Source organism: Domibacillus iocasae, from assembly GCF_001750285.1.
Taxonomy (GTDB): Bacteria; Bacillota; Bacilli; order Bacillales; family Domibacillaceae; genus Domibacillus; species Domibacillus iocasae.
The window spans coordinates 261,700-282,791 of the sequence record NZ_MAMP01000012.1; the positions used below are offsets into that span (position 1 = coordinate 261,700).

Annotated in this window: 19 protein-coding genes and 2 other annotated features; of the genes, 2 read left to right on the forward strand and 17 right to left on the reverse strand. The window is 45.8% G+C overall.

The features are described 5' to 3' along the window. Positions 1–13 precede the first annotated feature (13 nt). The 7 genes from brnQ to BA724_RS05825 form a co-directional block, all read right to left on the reverse strand. Positions 14–1,297, reverse strand: coding sequence for a branched-chain amino acid transport system II carrier protein (gene brnQ / locus BA724_RS05795; RefSeq protein ID WP_069937710.1), 1,284 nt, complete (start codon positions 1,295–1,297; stop codon positions 14–16). Positions 1,298–1,312: 15 nt separating this feature from the next. Then, a complete protein-coding gene (locus BA724_RS05800) occupies positions 1,313–3,202 on the reverse strand; it encodes a cobaltochelatase CobT-related protein (RefSeq protein ID WP_083256092.1) in 1,890 nt (629 codons plus the stop codon). A gap of 1 nt (position 3,203) precedes the next feature. After that, positions 3,204–4,073, reverse strand: coding sequence for an ATP-binding protein (locus BA724_RS05805; RefSeq protein WP_069937711.1), 870 nt, complete (start codon positions 4,071–4,073; stop codon positions 3,204–3,206). Between the two features lie 96 nt (positions 4,074–4,169). After that, positions 4,170–4,592, reverse strand: coding sequence for a Rok-like winged helix domain-containing protein (locus BA724_RS05810; RefSeq protein WP_069937712.1), 423 nt, complete (start codon positions 4,590–4,592; stop codon positions 4,170–4,172). Between the two features lie 31 nt (positions 4,593–4,623). After that, positions 4,624–4,833 carry a DUF6501 family protein gene (locus tag BA724_RS05815; protein WP_069937713.1) on the reverse strand — a complete coding sequence of 70 codons (210 nt, stop codon included), beginning with the start codon at positions 4,831–4,833 and terminating at the stop codon, positions 4,624–4,626. Then, positions 4,830–5,684 (reverse strand): NAD(P)H-hydrate dehydratase, encoded by an 855-nt coding sequence (locus tag BA724_RS05820; protein WP_069937714.1) that lies wholly within the window; start codon positions 5,682–5,684, stop codon positions 4,830–4,832. The genes BA724_RS05815 and BA724_RS05820 overlap by 4 nt, the downstream gene beginning before the upstream one ends. 93 nt (positions 5,685–5,777) lie before the next feature. Further along, entirely contained in the window at positions 5,778–6,278 is a 501-nt protein-coding gene (locus tag BA724_RS05825) for an NAD(P)H-hydrate epimerase (protein ID WP_069937715.1), read from the reverse strand. A gap of 186 nt (positions 6,279–6,464) precedes the next feature. On the opposite strand from BA724_RS05825, the gene sda reads away from it, so the two are divergent. Next, positions 6,465–6,602, forward strand: a complete 138-nt coding sequence (gene sda, locus BA724_RS05830; RefSeq protein ID WP_069937716.1) for a sporulation histidine kinase inhibitor Sda — start codon at positions 6,465–6,467, stop codon at positions 6,600–6,602. 38 nt (positions 6,603–6,640) lie between these two features. Here sda and odhB read toward each other — a convergent pair whose 3' ends face one another. Further along, positions 6,641–7,894 carry a 2-oxoglutarate dehydrogenase complex dihydrolipoyllysine-residue succinyltransferase gene (odhB, locus tag BA724_RS05835; protein WP_069937717.1) on the reverse strand — a complete coding sequence of 418 codons (1,254 nt, stop codon included), beginning with the start codon at positions 7,892–7,894 and terminating at the stop codon, positions 6,641–6,643. A gap of 83 nt (positions 7,895–7,977) precedes the next feature. Continuing rightward, positions 7,978–10,797, reverse strand: coding sequence for a 2-oxoglutarate dehydrogenase E1 component (locus tag BA724_RS05840; RefSeq protein ID WP_069937718.1), 2,820 nt, complete (start codon positions 10,795–10,797; stop codon positions 7,978–7,980). 784 nt (positions 10,798–11,581) lie between these two features. Between BA724_RS05840 and BA724_RS05845 the strand changes: the two genes are divergently transcribed. Next, on the forward strand, positions 11,582–12,370 hold the full coding sequence (locus BA724_RS05845; RefSeq protein WP_069937719.1) for an ABC transporter ATP-binding protein: 789 nt from the start codon (positions 11,582–11,584) through the stop codon (positions 12,368–12,370). 185 nt (positions 12,371–12,555) lie between these two features. Here the strand turns inward: BA724_RS05845 and trpA are convergent, their stop codons facing one another. From trpA to BA724_RS05890, 8 genes are all read right to left on the reverse strand, one after another. Next, on the reverse strand, positions 12,556–13,320 hold the full coding sequence (gene trpA, locus BA724_RS05850; RefSeq protein ID WP_069937720.1) for a tryptophan synthase subunit alpha: 765 nt from the start codon (positions 13,318–13,320) through the stop codon (positions 12,556–12,558). Then, positions 13,317–14,528 carry a tryptophan synthase subunit beta gene (gene trpB / locus BA724_RS05855; RefSeq protein ID WP_069937721.1) on the reverse strand — a complete coding sequence of 404 codons (1,212 nt, stop codon included), beginning with the start codon at positions 14,526–14,528 and terminating at the stop codon, positions 13,317–13,319. The genes trpA and trpB overlap by 4 nt, the downstream gene beginning before the upstream one ends. Next, complete coding sequence (locus BA724_RS05860) at positions 14,525–15,139, reverse strand: phosphoribosylanthranilate isomerase (protein WP_069937722.1); 615 nt, start codon at positions 15,137–15,139, stop codon at positions 14,525–14,527. The genes trpB and BA724_RS05860 overlap by 4 nt, the downstream gene beginning before the upstream one ends. Next, positions 15,140–15,910, reverse strand: a complete 771-nt coding sequence (gene trpC, locus BA724_RS05865; protein ID WP_069937723.1) for an indole-3-glycerol phosphate synthase TrpC — start codon at positions 15,908–15,910, stop codon at positions 15,140–15,142. Continuing rightward, on the reverse strand, positions 15,907–17,523 hold the full coding sequence (locus tag BA724_RS17900) for a bifunctional anthranilate synthase component II/anthranilate phosphoribosyltransferase (RefSeq protein ID WP_083256095.1): 1,617 nt from the start codon (positions 17,521–17,523) through the stop codon (positions 15,907–15,909). Before BA724_RS17900 ends, trpC begins: the two co-directional genes overlap by 4 nt. Continuing rightward, a complete protein-coding gene (gene trpE, locus BA724_RS05875) occupies positions 17,520–18,914 on the reverse strand; it encodes an anthranilate synthase component I (RefSeq protein WP_245676156.1) in 1,395 nt (464 codons plus the stop codon). Before trpE ends, BA724_RS17900 begins: the two co-directional genes overlap by 4 nt. A gap of 51 nt (positions 18,915–18,965) precedes the next feature. Continuing rightward, positions 18,966–19,172, reverse strand: a binding site (T-box leader). A gap of 25 nt (positions 19,173–19,197) precedes the next feature. After that, positions 19,198–19,431, reverse strand: a binding site (T-box leader). Between the two features lie 40 nt (positions 19,432–19,471). Further along, the gene (locus tag BA724_RS05885; RefSeq protein WP_069937725.1) at positions 19,472–20,140 is read right to left on the reverse strand and encodes a GNAT family N-acetyltransferase; all 669 of its coding nucleotides are present in this window, start codon (positions 20,138–20,140) and stop codon (positions 19,472–19,474) included. Next, entirely contained in the window at positions 20,137–21,006 is an 870-nt protein-coding gene (locus BA724_RS05890; RefSeq protein WP_069937726.1) for a carbon-nitrogen hydrolase family protein, read from the reverse strand. Before BA724_RS05890 ends, BA724_RS05885 begins: the two co-directional genes overlap by 4 nt. Between the last annotated feature and the right edge of the window lie 86 nt (positions 21,007–21,092).

The window sequence follows — 21,092 nt, forward strand, 5'->3', positions numbered from 1 at the left end:
AACAGCCCGTTTTTTATGTTGCTTTTATCAATCTTCCAATCAAAGCTCCTGCCGCAGCCGGGACAATCCAGCCAAGACCACTTTCAAAAAACGGCACCCAGCCAATCCAATGGGCAAATGCTTCTGTTTCCAGCCCTAGTGCCACAGCGCCGCCATGCAAGCTGTATACAGTCGTCAGCAGCACCGCCCCGATGTACATGGGACGGGACTGCCCAATAAGCGGCTGCAGCAAAGACAACATAATGAGCACAATCGCAAAAGGATACAGCATCACCAATACTGGCACCGAAAACGAAATAATCATTGTTAAACCCAGATTGGCAATGAGCAAGCTAATCAGAGTAAATAGGAGTACATACTTTTTATAGGAAAGTTTCGGCCATTTTTCTTCAAAGAACTGCGCACAAGCCGATGTCAGCCCAATACAAGTCGTTAAGCAAGCCAGCGCCACGATGACGCCGAGCAGCATATTACCGAATGAGCCAAATAGGGCGGCGGACGCAGCAGTTAAAATAGAGGCCCCATTTTCAAATTGATCGGCGCCTGGCATATGAACACCAATCCAGCCGATAGCCACATACACGATGGCAAGCCCTGCTGCTGCGATTAGTCCGGCCGTGGCAGTATAGCGCACAATTTGGGCCTGATTTGTAATGCCTTTGTTGCGCAGCGATGTGATAACGACAATGCCGAATGCAAGTGCCGCAATCGTATCCATCGTTAAATACCCTTCAATAAAGCCCGCTGTAAACGACGCATCTGCATATTTGACCGCTGGCTCTCCTGCCGGTGCATCAAACTGAAAAAATGCGACGATACAAAGTGCAGCAATCGCCAATAGCAGCACCGGGGTTAAAAACTGACCGACCGTATCCACAAGCTTTGATGGATTCAAGCTCAGTACGTATACAATGGCAAAAAAGAGAGCCGTAAACAAAAATAAGTGAATTGCCGAAGTACCGTTAAAAAACGGCGCAACACCCATTTCATAAGCCACACTCGCGCCGCGCGGAATGCCGAAAAAGGGCCCGATGGCCAAATAAATAAGCAAGGCAAATCCGAGGCCGAACAAGGGATGTACCCGGCTGCCAATCGACGTAATCCCGTCTTTAGATAATGCAATGGCAAGCACAGCCAAAAACGGGAGGCTGACACCAGTTATAACAAATCCGGTAATAGCGGGCAGAAAATCTTTCCCCGCCTCCATGCCAAGATAGGGCGGGAAAATCAAATTTCCGGCGCCAAAAAAAAGAGCAAATAACATTAGCCCGATGAGAACAATATCGGTTTTTTTCAAGGTGAAACGTCCTTTCTAAATGCTGTCAAACAGTAATTTTTTTAAGATTGGCGTCAAAACGTGCGGGAGTTCAGATACATCCGGCGCCATAATAGAGCCATGCCCGTAAATGGTTTTCATCGTCTGCTGGCGTGCTTCATCAAGCGCTTCATCTCCAATAAACAGGTTAAACACTGTCATGCCTTTTTTGCGCGCTGCCATTACCGCTTCATGGGTGTCGAGTACACCGTTTTTATCATAATCGGCGGCGGATGGCTCTCCATCAGAAAAGACGATCAGGAATTTTCGCTCTTCACTGCGGCGCTCCATTTTTTCAATCGCCAGGCGAAGCGCAAATCCGTCGCGATTGTCTTCCTCCGGCCGAAGCTGCATAATCGCGTATCCTGCTTCCTTCTGATGTGATGTATGAAATGGCACAGCCGTTAAAAAATGATTTGGCTTTATGTCTTTGGAAAGAGATGACGTATCTTCCCAAAAGCCAGTAATCTCATGTGGCACGCGAAGCGAAGCAAGTGTTTCATGAAACAGTACCGCACTTTTTTTCACGTCGTCCATTTTATCATACATAGACGCAGAACTATCAATTAATAAGTAAAAAGCTGCGTTAATTTCACGAGACGGCTCCTGCTTTTTGTAAAAAAGGCGCGGATTGTCATCCGTAAAGTACCGTGTCAGCTTTCGTCCGAGACGGCCGGTTAATAAATCCGTCCGCGGACTTGTTTTTTTCTTTTCAATGGATTTTTCAATCATGCGTTTTAATGTATGGACAACCGGTGCTGTTTCATCTTTTAACAGACGATACTGTTCCTGCTCATCATCAGTTGGGCGATGAGGCTTTTCCTGAATGACTTTCGCACCAATATTTTCTTGCCCATAACGAGTTTCGTCTGCTTTTGATTCCGCATCCCGCCGTTCAGCCAGCAAACGGCTGTACTGCTCACGTGATGATTTTTTTGATTTTCCCTGCACCGAAGCAAGCGCTGCATCGCCTTCGTCTCCTTCACGGGCAGTATTCCCTATCATTGGCGTTTTGGCCCCTTGATCAAGATCAAACTGCATGAATGTGCCGCGCGTTTCTTCGGATTCACGATGCCAGGTAGAAAACTGCTCATCAAATTGTTCATGTTCGTCTTCTTCCTGCTCATCATCGTTTGCAAGCGGATCTTGTCGTCTGCCGGGATCCACTGCGGCTTCTTCTTCGATCGGCACCTGCCGGTAATCCGGCAAATGACTATACGTATTCACCATTTCCCGCACGTCTAATTCTTCGAGCACGTCTGCTATATCCGTTACAATTTTCACGACATCTTTTGTTGTACGCGCATCAAATAACGCTCTCGCCGTTCGGTCGATAAATGGAACTGCCCCGTCAATACCAGGATGAATGTCGGGCCAATCAAAAGGAGCATCTGCCTGCCAAAGGACAAATAGAGCATTGTAAACTGCATCGGTAAAAAATCCTTTGGAGCGGTTAACCAATAGCTGCCCTTCATGATAGCGCCTCATCACCTGCCTGCGAATGCGAAACGCTTTTTTCGTTCCAGGACGCAATTGAACACAAAGCGGCTCAAGCCGGATATCTTCTGCTACGGCAAGCAGTTGCCTGGAAAATCCATCCTTATAGCGTTGCATAAACGATTGGATCGCTTCCTCATCTGTCCACCGAGCTGTTCCAAGCACGCGCAAATAAATATCTGTTTTCATTCCGGCTACTTCTTCCTGACGCGAGCGGTGATGCCAAAAATGACTGACATATAAAACCGCCGGTTCTTCTTGAAAGTAAGCAAGCGGTCCAAATTCCACTTTTAAATCAGTTTTCTGAGACAATGCGGCCGCGAGATCAGACAGTTCCATCCAAAAAGCAGAGTTGACCGTTTCATCATTAAACTGAATGAACCGTTCCACGTTACGCGAACCACGTTTCCGCCGTGTTTAATACAGCGGCTTTTTCGCGCTCATCATCAAGCTTGCCGGCAATGGCACTTTCAATCGCACGCAGCGGCGGGATATACAGCGCCAGATCACATGCATCAACAAGGGCGCGGATGGATGAGGCTTCTTCCGGCAGACGGCCGCTTTCTACAAGGGTTGTTAAGTCGCGTGATAATGAAACAAATTGGCGGAGCAGCGTTCCATCTTGTAAAATAGACTGCTGCTTCAATACTTCAAACAAGACATCCCCTGAAATGTACGGAATGTCAAAAATAATAAACCGATTCTTGAGTGCTTCATTCATGGGAGCGGTGCCCGCATACCCTTCATTGACAGCAGCGATCACGCTAAATGTCGGCTGAGCTTGAACGACTTCTCCCGTAAAGGGGTTGGTAATTTGGCGGCGATAGTCCAGTACGCCATTTAAAATCGGCAGCGTTTCCGGTTTTGCCATATTAATTTCATCAATATATAATAAGTGGCCGTTCTTCATTGCTTGAATGACCGGCCCTTCAACGAAGTCAATATGTGTTTTTCCATCCGTTTCGACAATCGTTTTAAAGCCGAGCATCGCTTCTGCATCGAGGTCAACAGAGCAGTTGATGCTGTGAACCGGCTGGCCAAAGTAGGCAGCGAGCGATTCAGACAATTTTGTTTTTCCAGAGCCAGTCGGACCTTTCAACAAAATGTTTTTGCCGAGCGCGAGCGAAATGACCGTGTCTGTCACTAAATCTTTATTTTGGGCAATATATGCAGTTGCTTTCACACCATCATATTGTGAAAATTGCGCTTTTCGTTTTTCTACAATGGAATGAATTTGTTCTGGCAGTGCTGTAATGTTCAAAAAAATCTTCCTTTCCAATCACTTTTGCACATTTCATCATACACCTGTAAAGGTATACAACGCAAAAAAAGCGGGCTGATTTACCCGCTTTTCTGCTTACATGTCATATTCATAAATGTAAAGACCACGTCCAAGCTTGCGAACATGCGAATTGTCACGCTCAAGACCATTCATAAACGTTGTCATATTCGCAATTTTTTTCCCAGACTGCTGCTCCACATATCGCTGCAATTCAACACCGCGAATGGGTGTGTTTTGTTCTTTTAAAATGCGGATCGTTGTATCACGAAGCTCTGTTAACCCTTCACTCCGACGTCCTCTCCGTACTTTTGGAGGTGCTCCGACAGTTGTAATGGCGGCTACCTCGAAATGCTGCTCTTCTTCTGTTGTTGCCCCGTCTAATTCCTGTAGCCGGGCGAAAATCGTTTCCCGTTCTTTCTTAAATTCCTGCATCACGCGAATTTCTGCATCTGCTAGCTGGTCAAGCCTGATTTTCAACGCCATTCTTTCATCAAACACTATTTTCGCCCCCCTGTAGCCACAAACTTATTTATCCATTTTTTTCTTGAAAATAATCCTTATAAAAACCTGACACACGGCCTTTGTTATCGACGACAAAATAAAATTCATCTGTTTCATTTTTCACATCATACACTTGCCCTTTGGTCAGGACATTTTCCACCATATATTTTTCTGCATTTGTATGAACACATGTGATCTGTTTGAGTGTTTTCGTTTCGTTCCAGTTTAAGTAAATCATTGTCTTGTCTCCTTCACTACCTTGTTTATTGCATCCGGGATCAAGCCATGAATGCCAAATGGGCGCATCGCTTGAGCCGGGTACATCTGGTTCCATATGTCTGCACATTTCCCGTGCAAATAAACAGCGTCCGCGACAGCTGTTTTCAGATGAGAATTGTGCATAATCAATGCTAAAATGATACCCGTTAGTGTATCACCGCTTCCGCCTTTTGACAACCCTTCGTTGCCCGTTACATTTATATAGCCGCTTCCATCCGCAAACGCAATAACGGTATATTCACCTTTTAACACAACCGTAACCTGATGTTCGACCGCATAGGTAGACGCTTCCTGCAGCCGGTTTTGTTGAATATGCCCAATCGATTTCCCTGTCATACGGGCAAATTCACCTGGATGCGGCGTTAAAATGACCGGACAGCCGGCTCCTTGCCAGCTTCTCGAATGAAGCGCACCAGCATCTAAAATGACCGGCCGATTTTGTTGCAGCAGGAGCTGAACGATCGATTTCATTTCATCATCTTCAGCCCGTCCACACCCGGCGGCAATGGCCTGAAATGCATGATCAACGTCAACCCCTGCGCTAAAATTATACATTGCTTCCGGAACATGTGAGGCGATTACCGGAACCGCTTCTTTTTCAGTTTGAATCGTTATTTTCCCGGCACCACACGATACCGCTCCGAGCGCAGCAAGTGCAGCACTGCCAGGCATCATACCTGTTCCCGCAATCAGAAGTCCGTGGCCAAACGTGCCTTTATGGGCATTGTGTCCGTTGTAATGAAAAGAATCCGATTTTTGTGAGGGCTCATATACGGTCCAATTGGATGTATGCGGGAGCCCGATATTCACAATATGTGATTCTCCGTAACAAGCAGCGGCTGGATACAAAAAACGTGACGGTTTATATCCATGTAATATGTATGTTTTGTCTGCTTGAACGACCTACTCATCGCAATCCCCGCTATCCGATGCCACACCGGTTGGCAAATCGATCGAAATGCGATGTGTTTTTTGCGCATTGATCCAATCTGTACATTGTTTAACGGCTGCGGATAATAATGGCAGTCTCGTTCCAACACCTAACAGGGCATCAATGATAACAGTCGCTGAAACATCAGGTTGAGCCGTTTTATATGAATAACCGAGTGTCTCATAATAGCGCAGGTGGCTGTTCGACGGTCCTGTTTTCGGCAGCCCGAGAGGAAAGTAAAGGCAGCATTTCGCTCCAGCTTGTTTTAAATAGCGGGCCAGCACAATGCCATCTCCGCCATTATTTCCTTTTCCCGATACAACCAAAAAAGAATGATCGTTTACATTATACGAGGCAGCAATTTTTCTGAATAAACCGGCGCCAGCCATTTCCATTAAAGTAAAAGAAGACATGCCATTTTTTTCAGCTTTTTGATCCACTTTCTTTATTTCACTGCTCTTATAAATATACAACATAATGCCTCCTTTTACATGATTATATGTAAATATTTTAAAAGATAATCATATGTTCTGGGAATATTATAACATTTTTATTTGTTTTTCTATTATCATTTGCCTTTTATAAGATAGATAGTATAATTAGCAGAAAATAAAGAGAATTCCTCTTTATTTGAACACCAAATCAAAGGAGGTCATAAGATGAAAATTATGAGTGACGAGATGCTGGTGGCGGCTTACAGGGATGCATTGAAACATGACAAGAATAAGTCTGAAATCGAAACATTGAAAACAGAAGTACACAAACGGGGACTCTCCCCAAAACTTGAAAAAGAGTAACAAAAAAATCCCGCAGCGCCTGCTGCGGGATTTTTTTGTTATCCTTCAAGAAGAAGATCTTCTGGATTTTCAATTAATTCTTTAACCATTTTCAAGAAACTAACCGCTTCTTTCCCGTCAATAATCCGGTGGTCATATGAAAGAGCCACATACATCATCGGCCGAATTTCTACGTTGTCACCAATGGCAACTGGACGTTTTTGAATGGTATGCATGCCGAGAATGCCGACTTGCGAACCGTTCAAAATAGGCGTTGACAAAAGTGATCCGAACACCCCGCCATTCGTAATTGTAAACGAGCCGCCCTGCAAGTCTGCAAGCGCTAATTTGTTATCACGAGCTTTCAACGCCATTTCCATAATAGAACCTTCGATTTCAGAGAAGTTTTTGCGGTCACAATCGCGAACGACCGGCACAACTAAACCGTCATCTGTTGATACTGCCACACCAATATCGTAAAACTTTTTCAGTACGACTTCATCACCATCAATTTCCGCGTTCACGTATGGATATTTTTTCAATCCGGCCACGACCGCTTTTGTGAAAAACGACATAAAGCCGAGACGTACATCATGATCGTCAAAGAACTTGTCTTTTTTCCGTTTGCGAAGATCCATAATATTTGTCATATCAATTTCATTAAACGTTGTCAGCATCGCGGCAGTCTGCTGAACTTCAACAAGACGCTTTGCAATCGTCTGACGTCGGCGGCTCATGCGCTCACGCTCAACCGGCTTGCTATTGTCCTGCGCTTTAGGTGCAGAAGCTGCCTTTTGTGGTACCGCTTGCTGTGGTGCTTTTTGTGATGTAGCCGGTGTATTTTGATGTGCGTCAACATCCTGCACACGAACGCGTCCAAGTGGATCTGCTGTTTTCACTGCGCTTAAGTCGATGCCTTTTTCACGGGCATGTTTGCGGGCTGCAGGTGAAGCGACTGTACGGCTTCCTGCTTCTTCTTGCGGCTGTGCCGGTTCAGGCTGCACTTCTTTTTCTTCTGCTTTTGGCGCTGTCTGCTGGGCTGGCGCTTCTTCTTTCGCTGCAGGTGCGGATGGTGAACCACCTGCTGCAACAACTGCAATGACCTGGCCGACTTCAACCGTGTCGCCTTCTGCCGCTTGCAATTCCGTAATCGTTCCTGCTTCTTCTGAAATCACTTCCACGTTTACTTTATCCGTCTCAAGTTCAACGATATATTCGCCTTTTTCAACGTAGTCACCCGGCTGTTTCAGCCATTGTGCAATTGTGCCTTCTGTAATTGATTCTGCCAGTTCAGGAACTCTAATTTCAGCCACTGTAAAATCCTCCTCGTTGTTTTCCATTGTCATTTTCAATATGTACAGGCCAGCACTACTTTTTTAGGCAGTGCCGGTTTTTATTACTGTTCCTTTGTTAAAACCATCCGTAAAATACGCGCCTGTTCTTTTTTGTGTACAATCGCATCGCCTTCAGAAGGACTTGAACGGCGACGGCGGCCGACGTAACGAACTGTTGCGCCTTCAGGAGCGGTGTCACGCAATCTCGGATCCATATACGTCCATGCCCCCATGTTTTGCGGTTCTTCTTGAAGCCAAATAATTTCTTTCACATTTGGGAATCTTTCAAGAACGGCGGTAATTTCTTCTTTCGGAAATGGATACAACTCTTCAATCCGAAGTACGTGCAGCCAGTCAAGGTTGTCTTCCGATTTATCAATTTGCTCTGCCAGATCAATGGACACTTTGCCACTGCAAAGAACAAGACGTTCTACTTGCTTCGGGTTGCTGCCCGTTCTTGGCTCTTCCACAATAATGTTAAAGTTGCCATCTGAGAACTCAGATGCTTTAGACGCTGCCAGTGGATGACGAAGCAGGCTTTTTGGTGTCATGATCACAAGCGGACGAACTTCTTCTTTTTTCAAAATTGACGCTTGCCGGCGCAAAATGTGGAAATATTGCGACGTTGATGACAAGTTTGCGACCGTCCAGTTGTTTTCTGCTGCTGATTGGAGGAAACGCTCCATGCGCCCACTTGAATGCTCTGGACCTTGACCTTCGTATCCATGCGGCAACAGCAGCACAAGACCTGATTTTTGACCCCATTTCGCCCGGCCAGATGAGACAAACTGGTCAAACATCACTTGTGCCATGTTAGCGAAATCACCGAACTGCGCTTCCCATAAAACGAGTGTTTCCGGCGAGAAGACATTATAGCCATATTCAAAGCCGACCACAGCCGTTTCGGTCAGCGGCGAGTTAATAACATCAAATGAAGCCGACACATTGCTCAAACCGTGTAAAGGGTTATATTCTCTCCCATCATTTTCATCGTGCAAAACGATGTTTCGATGGGCAAATGTTCCACGTTGTGAATCTTGACCGGTTAGTCTGATTGGCGTGCCTTCTTTTAAGATAGAAGCAAAGGCAAGTGTTTCAGCATGTCCCCAATCAATTTGACCGTCTTCTTCAAACAGCTGTTCACGGCGTCTTAAAATGCGCTCCAGCTTTTTAAACGGCTGGAAACCTTCCGGCCATTGAAGAAGCTCATGATTGATCACTTTTAGATCCTCTTCGCTTACACCTGTTTTATTGCATGGAAGATCTTGTTCCACCACTTCCGGCGGATTCATGATAATGTCAGGATTGTCGTCTTTTTTTGGAACCGTTTCAAAAAGTTCTTTTAATTTTTGTTCGTTTTCTTTGTATACTTCATTAGCAAAGCCCGCTTCAATGACGCCACGGTCCGCCAATTTTTCTGCATACAATTCACGAACGGTTTTATGCTTGTGAATAATGTTGTACATGTTCGGATTGGTCGTCATCGGCTCATCCATTTCATTATGGCCAAAGCGACGATAGCCGATTAAATCAATAACAAAGTCCTTCCCGAAACGTGTCCGGTAGTTAACTGCCATAAAAGCAGCCGCTACACATGCTTCTGGATCATCAGCATTCACGTGAACGATCGGCACTTCAAATCCTTTAGCCACATCCGACGCATAGCGAGTTGAACGCGAATCATAGGTTTCTGTTGTAAAGCCGATCATGTTATTGGCAATAATATGAATCGAACCACCTGTTTTATAGCCGTTAATCTGGCTCATATTGAACGTTTCCCCAACAATGCCCTGGCCAGGGAAAGCAGCATCACCATGAATAATGATTGACATTGCTTTGGACACATCAAGTTCCGGCTTACCTTTTTTCGTCCGGTTTTCCTGCGCTGCACGCGTATAACCAGCGACAATCGGGCTGACAACCTCGAGGTGACTCGGGTTGTTCGCAAGGGTAATGCGCGCTGTCTGTGTATCTTCCTCTTTATAGCTGCGGTCTGCGCCAAGGTGGTATTTCACATCTCCTGTCCAGCCGTAGTAGTTCATTTTCATAGAACCTAGCGGAAGCATTTTTTTGTTTGGTGCATGCGCAAATTCCGCAAAAATCATTTCATATGGCTTGCCGAGAATGTGAGCAAGCACATTTAAACGTCCACGGTGAGCCATCCCAATGTTAATCGTTTGCGAACCTTTTACCGCTGAATGATGCACAAGCTCATCTAAAAGCGGCACCATCGCATCCAATCCTTCAATAGAGAAACGCTTTTGGCCAACAAATGTTTTGTGAATGAACTTTTCGAATCCTTCTACCTGCGTGAGGCGTTTCAGCAGTTTTTTCTTGTCGCTGTCTGAAAACGTCGGGTAATAATCCGTTGATTCAATTTGCTGGCGAAGCCATTGTTTTTCTTCGAGGTCATGTACTTGCGCAAATTCGAATGCTACTTTGTCCGTGTACACTTTTTTCAAATGCATGATCGCGTCATAACCGTTTTGTACGTGCGTTGGCGCACCAGGGCAAATATACTCCACCGGAATTTGGCGCAGATCCGCTTCCGTCAATTCGTACGTTTCAAGATCAATCCGGCGCGTGTCTTTTTTGCTGTCATCGAGCGGGTCGATGTCCGCTGCCAAATGACCGTAAATGCGAATGCTGTCTGCAAGCTTAACTGCACGAAACAGCTTATCAAGGTCGCCTGCTGAAGCCGTATGCTGTGATGCATTTCCTGTTAAGGATTCAGGGGGTCCCCACTGATCAAATAACTGACGCAGTTCCTGATCGACTGCATCCGGGTCGGTCAAGTATTGTTCGTACACTTCCATTACATACCCAAGGTTCGGTCCCGAAAAGTTTTTCCATGGGTTCCCTTGGCCACTTTGCATGTTCATTCTGAAAAACCTCCACCTATTGCCCATTTGATTTTCGTGTATACGTTCGCTGTTAACAAAATATGTACAAATAAATCTAAAAACGCTTTCAGAACAGCTTTACCACTCTGAATGCGATTTAAACAAAAAAGGCAGCTGTCGACTTTAAAGTTCCAGTCATTTGGATGTTGCCTTTTTCAAGTACAATCTTACTACTGTTCTTTGGAAAAACCAATGCTTTTTTGCAAAATTGTTTAATAAATTTTAAGTTTTATTGAAAACGCTCCAATCAGCGCCGTTATGCGGTTTGTTTTGACTAAAAACGATAAAAAAGCGTTATAGAACCACCCCTTCTCATTAGTGAAACATTATGCTGAAACGGTTCTATTTCCGGCATCTGATTCATGCCGAAAAGGCATTTTGAATTGTTTTTGAAATACCTTTTTGAGATTAGTGTCTCAAACAAATTGGTTGCAATTTGATTCTTCTGCTTTTTCTAAATACGGAATTACTTGACGTGATTACATACACTAATTTGTTTTTTGTCATACCTGACTTTCTCCAAATTTTAAAAAAGCATTTCTTGTTTTAATGGCATCACGGATATAATAAGGCAGTCCATAGTTTTCTTAATAAACATGTTCGCCCTGTTTAAAAGAGCACTCTTATCAAGACGGCTGATGCAGCAGCATTTATTGTTCCTCCGACAATGACAATTTCCTTTGCTCTGTATTCTCCTCTCTTATACCTATAAAACTATTTTCTATATTTTTTTCTGTTAAAATGAGGAAGGGAGTGATGAGGCATGAATGAGTTAATTTCATATAAAAACGTGCGGTTTGTTCGGGAAAAGAACGTCATTTTAGAGGATGTAAACTGGGCTGTGAATGCTGGAGAGCATTGGGCCATTCTCGGATTAAACGGCTCAGGCAAATCGACCATGCTGAATATGATGGGGGGTTACGAATTCCCGACAAGCGGCACAATTTACGTATTCGAACACGAATATGGACGCTACAATTGGGAATATGTGAAGAAACGGCTCGGCTTTGTTGGGAATACGCTAAATCGTTTTTTAGAAACACTCAATATGGAAACGGCACGGGAAATTGTGGTGAGCGGCCGTTTTAATTCAATCGGCATTTATGAGCAGACAGAAGCGGACGATTGGAAAAAAGCAGATGACCTGCTCGCTTCATTTCGCCTGTCATATTTAGCGGACAAGCCGTACCGGTTTATGTCACAGGGAGAGCAGCGGCGCGTGTTAATTGCGCGTGCGTTTATGGCTGAACCGAATGCGATGATTTTAGATGAACCGTGTTCTGGCTTGGATGTACGGGCGCGGGAAGAATTATTGGCGTCGCTTGAAGTGCAGGCCGCAAAGAGCAGTACGTCTCTTTTATATGTCACCCATCATATCGAAGAAATTTTTCCGGCGGTCACGCATGTGGCTGTGTTGAAAGAGGGGAAAATGCTCGCTTCCGGAAAGAAAAAAACGGTACTAACAAACGAAATATTATCAGATGCGTTCAGCCTTTCTGTTGAAGTGGAGTGGCGGGATGAAAGGTGCTGGCTGAAAGTCATCGCGAAATAAGCAGAACTCCCCTAATTCGCTTTGAAGCGGATCAGGGGAGTTCTTTGTGTAACATGTTTTATAGATGTGTTCAACAGGCAGCTGTTATGACCGCTTAAAACGATTTATGTACAGCAGATCGCACTTCTATCCACCTAGCATTTAGCATCATTTGTGTCCATTCAACTCACATCATGCCCACCCTCTTATGGGATGAGCTGCTTAATTTCGCTTCCTTTGCCTTCATGCAGCAGCTGGACGATTTTACTGCCGACAATCACACCGCCGCATGCCGCGCCGAGTGTTTCCGCCTGCTCTTTTGATGAAACCCCGAATCCGGCCAAGACGGGTACCGGACTTTGTTCGGCAATACGGGACAAATGCGCGCTCAGGTCGCCGGCGAACCCGGCACGGGCACCGGTAATACCGTTGACCGTTACCGCATAAACAAATCCTTCTGCGTCTTTCACCGTTTCGGCGATCCGCTCGTCCGAGCTTGTCAGCGTGACAAAGCGGATCATAGCAATATCGCGCTTTGCGAGAGGCTCTTTAAATTCCTCTTCTTCCTCCATCGGCACATCCGGAATAATGACCCCGGACACACCGGCTTTTTCGCATAAATCCGCAAAGTGATCGGCCCCCACTTTAAAAACGGGATTCGCATATGTCATAATGACAATCGGCACACTGATTTCATCTTTAAAAGAAGCGAGTTCTTCTAAAATTTGTGTCAAGGTTACTTTTTCTTTTAACGCCCGCTTGCCGGCTTCCTGGATCACCGGACCGTCCGCGACTGGATCGGAAAACGGAATGCCCATTTCAATGACCGTTACACCCGATTTTTCTAAAAGTAAAATCGTTTCTTTCAATCTGTGAAGACCGCCATCGCCTGCCATAATGTAAGCAGTAAAAGCTTTTTTACCTTCTCTCTCTACTTTTTGAAAGGCTTCTGCCATTTTGAACTTTGTCATGCCTTTTTGCCCTCTCTTTCAAACCGCTCTTTAACTTGCGCGACGTCTTTGTCGCCACGGCCTGATAAGCAGATGGCAATAATTTCGTCTTTTTTCATCTTTGGCGCAAGCTTCAGCGCGTATGCAATCGCGTGAGAGCTTTCAAGTGCCGGAATGATGCCTTCTGTTTTCGTCAATGCTTTAAAGCCTTCAAGCGCTTCTTCATCGGTAATATGCTCATAAATGACGCGTCCGGAATCTTTTAAAAAGCTGTGTTCCGGCCCGACACCTGGATAATCAAGGCCTGCTGAAATCGAGTGTGCTTCCTGGATTTGTCCGGCTTCATCCTGCAGCAAATACATTTTACTGCCATGAAGGACACCGACGCTGCCCATCGTCATCGATGCCGCGTGCTTATCTGTATCAACACCACTTCCCGATGCTTCAACCCCGTACATTTTAACCGATTCATCTTCAATAAACGGATAAAACATGCCCATTGCGTTGCTGCCCCCGCCGATGCAGGCAATAACCGCGTCAGGAAGACGGCCTTCCTTTTGCAACAGCTGGTTTTTCGTTTCCTGGCCGATTACCGCCTGGAAATCGCGGACGATTTGCGGGAACGGATGCGGACCGAGCACTGAGCCCATAATGTAATGTGTATCTTCTACGTTCGTTACCCAGTATCGGAGCGCTTCGTTAACCGCATCTTTTAACGTGCCGCTTCCTTGAGAGACACTTTCAACACGGGCGCCTAAAAGCTCCATCCGAAACACATTTAATTCCTGGCGGCGAATGTCTTCTTCCCCCATGAAAATGACGCAGTCTAAATTGAGAAGTGCACAAACTGTCGCCGTCGCCACACCGTGCTGTCCGGCGCCTGTTTCCGCGACCACTTTTTTCTTGCCCATCCGGACCGCCAGAAGAGCCTGACCAATGGTATTGTTAATTTTATGAGCACCTGTGTGATTCAAATCTTCCCGTTTTAAATAGATTTTTGCGCCTCCTGCTGCCGCTGTTAAATTTTCCGCAAAATAGAGTGGGTTTTCTCGGCCGACATAATCGGTTAAATAGTGATTCAGCTCCGATAAAAACGCTTCGTCCTTCATAGCAGATTGATATGACTCTTCTAATTCTTTCACCGCACGCATCAATGATTCTGGTACGTAGCGCCCGCCGTATTGGCCATAATGCCCTTTTTCGTCTGGCTGATTATATACGTTGTTCATGCTTTATTTGCCCCTTTCGCACGCTGTACAAATTGAAAAATTTTCACTTCATCCTTTCGCCCATCTGTTTCGACTCCGCTTGAAATATCCACCGCAAACGGTCCGACTGATTGGACGGCTTCTTTTATATTATCAGGATGCAGACCTCCTGCCAAAATTAAGCGGCTTTTATCTACATCCGGATCATCAAGAATAGACCAGTCAAACGCCCGGCCGCTGCCCCCCCGGTATTGTGCAGGCGGGCTGTCTATTAAGATGTAATCTGCCGGAAATGCGAACATCTCTTTAAAGGTTAATCCGTCTTTCACAGAAAAAGCTTTAATAACCGGTACTGGCATTTTTTGAGAAAATTCAGCTGACTCATCACCGTGCAGCTGAATGTAGTCAAGTCCGACTTCCGCCGCAATTGACCGAATCGCCTCTTCTGTTTCATTGACAAATACGCCGACTTTTTTCACATCCGGCCCTACAGCTTCCGCGAGCTGGCGGGCAAATTCAGCAGGAATTTTCCGGCTGCTTCGGGCGAATACGAATCCGATCATATCTGCCCCGGCTTCCCGTGCCCAGCTTGCCGCTTCAAAGGACATAATTCCGCAAATTTTTACCTTCATTTATAAGTCCACTTTCAGGGAACGGACCGCGTCTGCAACGTTACCTGCTCTCATTAATGTTTCGCCGACGAGCAATGCTCGTGCCCCCGCTTCTCTCATACGGATCGCGTCATCCGTCGACTGAATGCCGCTTTCTGAAACGAAAAAGGCGTTTTCTCTGCCGTATGAACGAAGCAGCCGTTCTGTTACAGCAAGATCAATCTCAAATGTTTTTAAATTGCGGTTGTTAATGCCAATAATGTTAGCTTCAAGCTTCAGCGCACGTTCCATTTCCGCCTCATCATGCACTTCTACAAGCACGTCCAAACCTTTTTCTTTCGCATGAATATACAGACGCTTTATATTGTCATCATTCAGTGCCGCTGCGATGAGTAAAATAATGTCACCGCCACAGGCATATGCCCGGTCAATTTGAACCGGATCAATAATAAAATCTTTATTTAAAACTGGAATGTCGATGTTTGATTTCACTGCTTTTAAGTCATCCATCGTTCCTTTAAAAAACGGCGTATCCGTTAAAACAGACACAGCATCCGCTCCATTTTCCGCATAGATCGATGCCTGCTCGACTGGATTCACGCCAAGGTTAATGTCCCCTTTAGATGGAGATGCCCGCTTTACTTCTGCAATAAGCGCCATCGTTTTCGATGCCGCAACCCGGTCGTAGAACGATACTGGCTTCCGGTCTGCCGTGTATGATAAACCGGACGTTTTCAGCATGGACACTTCTTCTTTTTTCTTCTCAATAATGTTATCTAAAATCGTCGTCATCCGAGCACCGCCTCTTTCTTTCGTGATTTGGAATAGTCAACAAGGTAGTTCAGCTTTAACAGCGCCGCTCCTGAATCGATGCTTTCCCGCGCCATTTCAACGCCTTCTTTCACCGTTTTTGCTTTTCCATTCGCGAACAGGCCAATCCCTGCATTCAGAAGGACGGTGTCACGGCAGGCACCGTGTTCTTCTCCTTCTAAAATCCGCTTTAAAATTTCGGCGTTTTCAATTGCTTCGCCGCCTTTAATATCATCAAGTGAGTATTCAGGCAGTCCCACAGATTCAGGCGTAATGATCATTTTTTCAATTTGGCCGTTCTCCAGCACGACAAGATGGTTTTCACCGGCAAGTGACGCTTCATCCATGTAGCCGGCTCCGTTCAGCACGACTGCGCGCTTGCGGCCAAGCCGATTTAAGACATCAGCCATCATTTCAAGCATATCGCGGCGGTAAATACCGAGCAGCTGCGTCTCAAGCTGAACGGGATTTGTCAGCGGTCCAATCAGATTGAAGATTGTCGGGATTTTCAAATCGCGGCGCACTTTCATGATCCGTTTCATTTTCGGATGAACGTGCGGTGCAAATAGGAATGTAATACCGTTTTCATCCAGCAGCTTGTCGGTTTCCCCCCCAACAAAGTCGAGCGACACCCCCAAATGCTCAAGAACATCGGCGCTGCCGGTTTTACTTGAAACACTCCGATTGCCGTGTTTCGCTACCTTAACACCGGCGCCGGCTAAAACAAACGCGGAAGTCGTTGAAATATTAAAACTTTGCGAGCCGTCTCCCCCTGTACCGCAGTTGTCCATCACATTTTTCCATTCGGTCCGGGTGGAGACCGCATTTTGACGCAGCACATGAACAAGTGCCGCAATTTCATCGACTGTTTCTCCTTTTGCTTTCAACGCCATTAAAAATGCAGCAATTTCACTGTCAGACACGTCTTCCTGCAAAATTTCCTCAACAGCATCCGTCATTTCATCAAATGAAAGCGACTGGCCTTCAGACAATTTCAGCAAATATTTTTTCATATTTTTTTCTTTTCGATATGAGCGGAAAAATTCTGCGATCAGTTCATCACCAATTTGTGTGCCGATCGATTCTGGGTGAAATTGCAGGCCAAACACTGGATATTCTTTATGGCGAAGAGCCATAATCTCATTATCATCTGTTGACTCTGCAATCACTTCGAGCTTCGGGCTGAGTGTGTTACGGTCTGCGACAAGCGAATGGTAGCGCATCACGGGCACCGGCCCCTGTACAGCTGAAAACAACCCTTTTCCTTCATGGCGCACCATCGACAGTTTGCCATGTTTAATTGTTTTCGCCTGAATAATCTCTGTGCCAAACGCGGCTGCAATCGCCTGGTGGCCAAGGCATATGCCTAAGATCGGAATACGGTGGTAAAACGCATGCACCACTTCGATGGAAACTCCTGCTTCTTCCGGTGTACCTGGTCCCGGCGAAATAACAATCGCTTCCGGCTCTAATGCTTCAATTTCATCAATTGTAATTTCGTCATTTCGAACGACACGGACGTTTTTGCCGAGTCCACTGATTTGCTGGTACAGGTTATATGTGAAAGAGTCATAGTTATCAATTAATAAAATCATTTTTGCACCTCCAGCAATGCTTTTGCTTTATGCATTGTTTCTTCATATTCTGTTTCCGGCACGGAGTCGTATACAATGCCGGCGCCCGCTTGGACGTGCGCTTTGCCGTCTTTTATGACCATTGTGCGGATGGCGAGCGCAAAGTCCATACTGCCGGTTGACGATAAGTACCCGACCGCACCGGAGTACACGCCGCGTTTCACCGGCTCCAGGTCATTAATAATCTGCATGGCCCGAATTTTTGGAGCACCCGATACAGTTCCCGCTGGCAGGCAGGCTGTGAGTGCATCAAGCGGGTGGTAATCTTCTTTTAATTGGCCTGACACTTCTGATACGATATGCATCACGTGCTTGTATTTTTCAATTTTCATATATTTATCAAGCGTGACGGAGCCGATTTCAGAAATTTTGCCTACATCATTGCGGCCAAGGTCGACAAGCATCCGGTGCTCAGCAATTTCTTTTTCATCCGCCAGCAGCTCTTCAGATAACGTTGTGTCTTCTTCCGGCGACTTGCCGCGTGGGCGCGTTCCGGCGATCGGGTTTGTTGTTACCGTCCGTTCGCTCACCTTCACAAGACTTTCTGGTGACGTGCCAAGTACCGTGTAGCCGTCGAAATCAATGTAGAACATATAAGGCGATGGATTTGACGTCCGCAGGCGGCGGTAAAGCGTGAACGGGTCGCCTTCAAATGGAGATGAAAGACGCTGCGATAAAACCACTTGGAATATATCACCGCGAACGATATGTTCCTTCGCTTTTTCGACCATTTGGCAAAAGGTGTTCCGCTCTAGTTTTGAGCTGAAAGCCAGCACATTCGTTTCATTTACGGCATATGGTTTTTGCTCCGCATGAATGTCGTCGTATACTTTTTGAATCGCTGCTTCCATCTCCACTTCAGTTCGTCCGCCAAACAAGTCAATAGCCGCAATGGTGACGCGCTGTGTTAAATGATCGTATACAACGAACGTATCGTAAAACATCATGTGAACATCCGGCATGCCAAGTTCGTCTGTGAGCGGCTCACCGATTTTTTCTTCAAAAAAGACGGTATCATAGCCGATGTAGCCGGCTGCCCCGCCGAAAAACGGGAATGGGTAATCCTGCTGTTCAGATGCAGGCATAATTTCTTTTAATTTGTCCATGAATTTACTTGAGCCGGTTTCTTTCGCTCCATTCTTTTTCGTCAGCGTATAGCCGCTTGCATCCGCCGTAAATTCAGCAATCGGATCGATCGCAATAAACGAATAACGTCCACTTTCTTCATGTTTGGCCGAGGATTCAAACAGCATTTTTTTCGACCCGGTGAGCAAGTGGTAAATGGAGATCGGCGTAATCATATCGCCTTCTATTTCTTTTAATTTATATGTTGCGTTTTGTTGTAAAATCATTGTCAGTTCCCCTTTCAGTGCATAAAAAAACTCCATAGATGATCATCATCTATGGAGGACGGTTTCCCGCGGTGCCACCTCTCGTTGAAGCATATGCTTCCCCTTAAATCCGGATAACGGCCAGATGCCGGGCGCTCTACTTCACGTTCAAGCGGCCACTCACGAACCCATTCAAGCAGATGCTTCGTACCGGTTTCCACCATCCCGGCTCTCTTTGACGCGCGTATCCACTTTACTTTTTCCGATCAACGTATTTTTATATACAAAAAGGCCCCCTCATCAACAAAAGGACGGGGAGCCGTGGTACCACCTTTATTGGCCGCAACATCGCAGCCCACTTTAACAGCAGAAGAATCATCTGCCTGTCTCTTGTAACGTAAGACGTACGCCGGAGCCTACTCAATAGTTCGGTCCGGAGCTCAGAAGCCCATTCGCACTGTTTCCTGCACCGGCTCGCACCAACCGCCGGCTCTCTTTAGCATTTCACATTGCTACTTTTCTTCTTCAACGCTAGTTTATTTGACTGATTATTATCATAATACAATCAATTTAAAATTTCAACTATTTTTAAATGGATTTTTCCATTCCATAAGAGCAGCATAGTTTTTCGATTCCGCGTCTTCCAAATAATCCTGCATAACATCGACCGGCACACGGCCGGCACGCATCAAAAACGTAATCACCGGGTCGCTTATTTCGCCTTCTGTTACTTTTTGAATATATTGCTCTGGTGTCAGCTTATTTGCATACTTATAGTACCCCGGCATACGTCCGCCGCCAAGCAGCCGGTCGAGGTTCAGATGGACGACCGTTTCATACATCGCCTGCACCATTTTTTTAGCAAGTCCTAATTTCCTGAATGCCGGTTTCACACAAATGTCAACTACATACAGCGTGTTTCCATTCGGGTCATGTGTACGAATGAAGCCGTTATCAGTGATTTCTTCCCATGAATGGGTATTGCCCGTTTCATACTGCACAATAAGTGTTGTGATCGACCCAGCAATTTCACCATTTATTTCTATGCAAAGCGCTCCTTCCGGAAAAAGCTTCACATGGTGATCAAGCTGATTTTTATCCCATAAAAGCTCTTGCGGGAATGGGGGAGGGAATGCGGCTTTTTGCACATTTATCAACCCGTCGAAGTCCTGCTCTGTATAATTGCGGACAATGGCTTTGACCGGCTTTTCACCTTGAAACGCAAAATACTCCTGGTAATAGGTCACTCATGCTCCCACCAATCCGGATATAAGTCTGTCCGCCGGTCGCGCCATGTGGTCACGGAACCTTTTTTACGCACTTCATAAAGAAGTGCTAAATCGAGGTCTGCTGTAATAATCATGTCGTCATTCATGATCCCTTCTGCCACAATACCGGCCGGTGGAAATGGAATATCATTAGGCGAAATGACAACCGCCTGCCCGACATTAGCGCGCATCAAATCCACAGTTGGCAGTGAGCCGACTGTTCCGGTGCCAACTACATAAATTTGGTTCTCCACAGCGCGCGCGTGGCTTGTATAGCGGACACGATGAAAGCCGTGCCGGTCGTCTGTACAGGACGGGCAAAAAATAACGTCGGCGCCTTTTGCTCTTGCCATCCGGACCACTTCGGGAAATTCAATGTCGTAGCACGTGAGGATTGCAATCGTGCCTTTTTCTGTTTCAAAAATGCGGAACGTTTCTCCCTGCTGCATATTCCAGCCCTCTACTTCAGCAGGGGTAATATGCAGCTTCGATTGCATTTGATACGAGCCGTCCGGATAAAACAAATACGCTGTATTTTGAATACCGCCTTTCCATTCGGTTACGTGTGTACCACCGATAATATGAACATCATATTCTTTTGCAAAATTAGAAAATAGCCGTTCATACCGCTCTGTAAACAACGGCAGATCTGTGATCTTTAACGCCTCTCCTGTTTTTTCATCACCGATCGAGAGAAGCTGCGTTGTGAAAAACTCCGGGAATAAAATAAATTCCGCTTCAAACTCCATCGCTGTTTTTATATAATGCTCGCATTGTTTTGCGAACTCATCAAATGAACTGATTGTGTGCAAATGATACTGCACGGCTGAAACTCTTATTTTCACTGTCTTCGCTCCCTTCATTCTTTCTAAGGTAGTGGATATGAGCAATTTTTGCAAGAAAAAAAGACGGCTCACAGACCGTCTTTTAA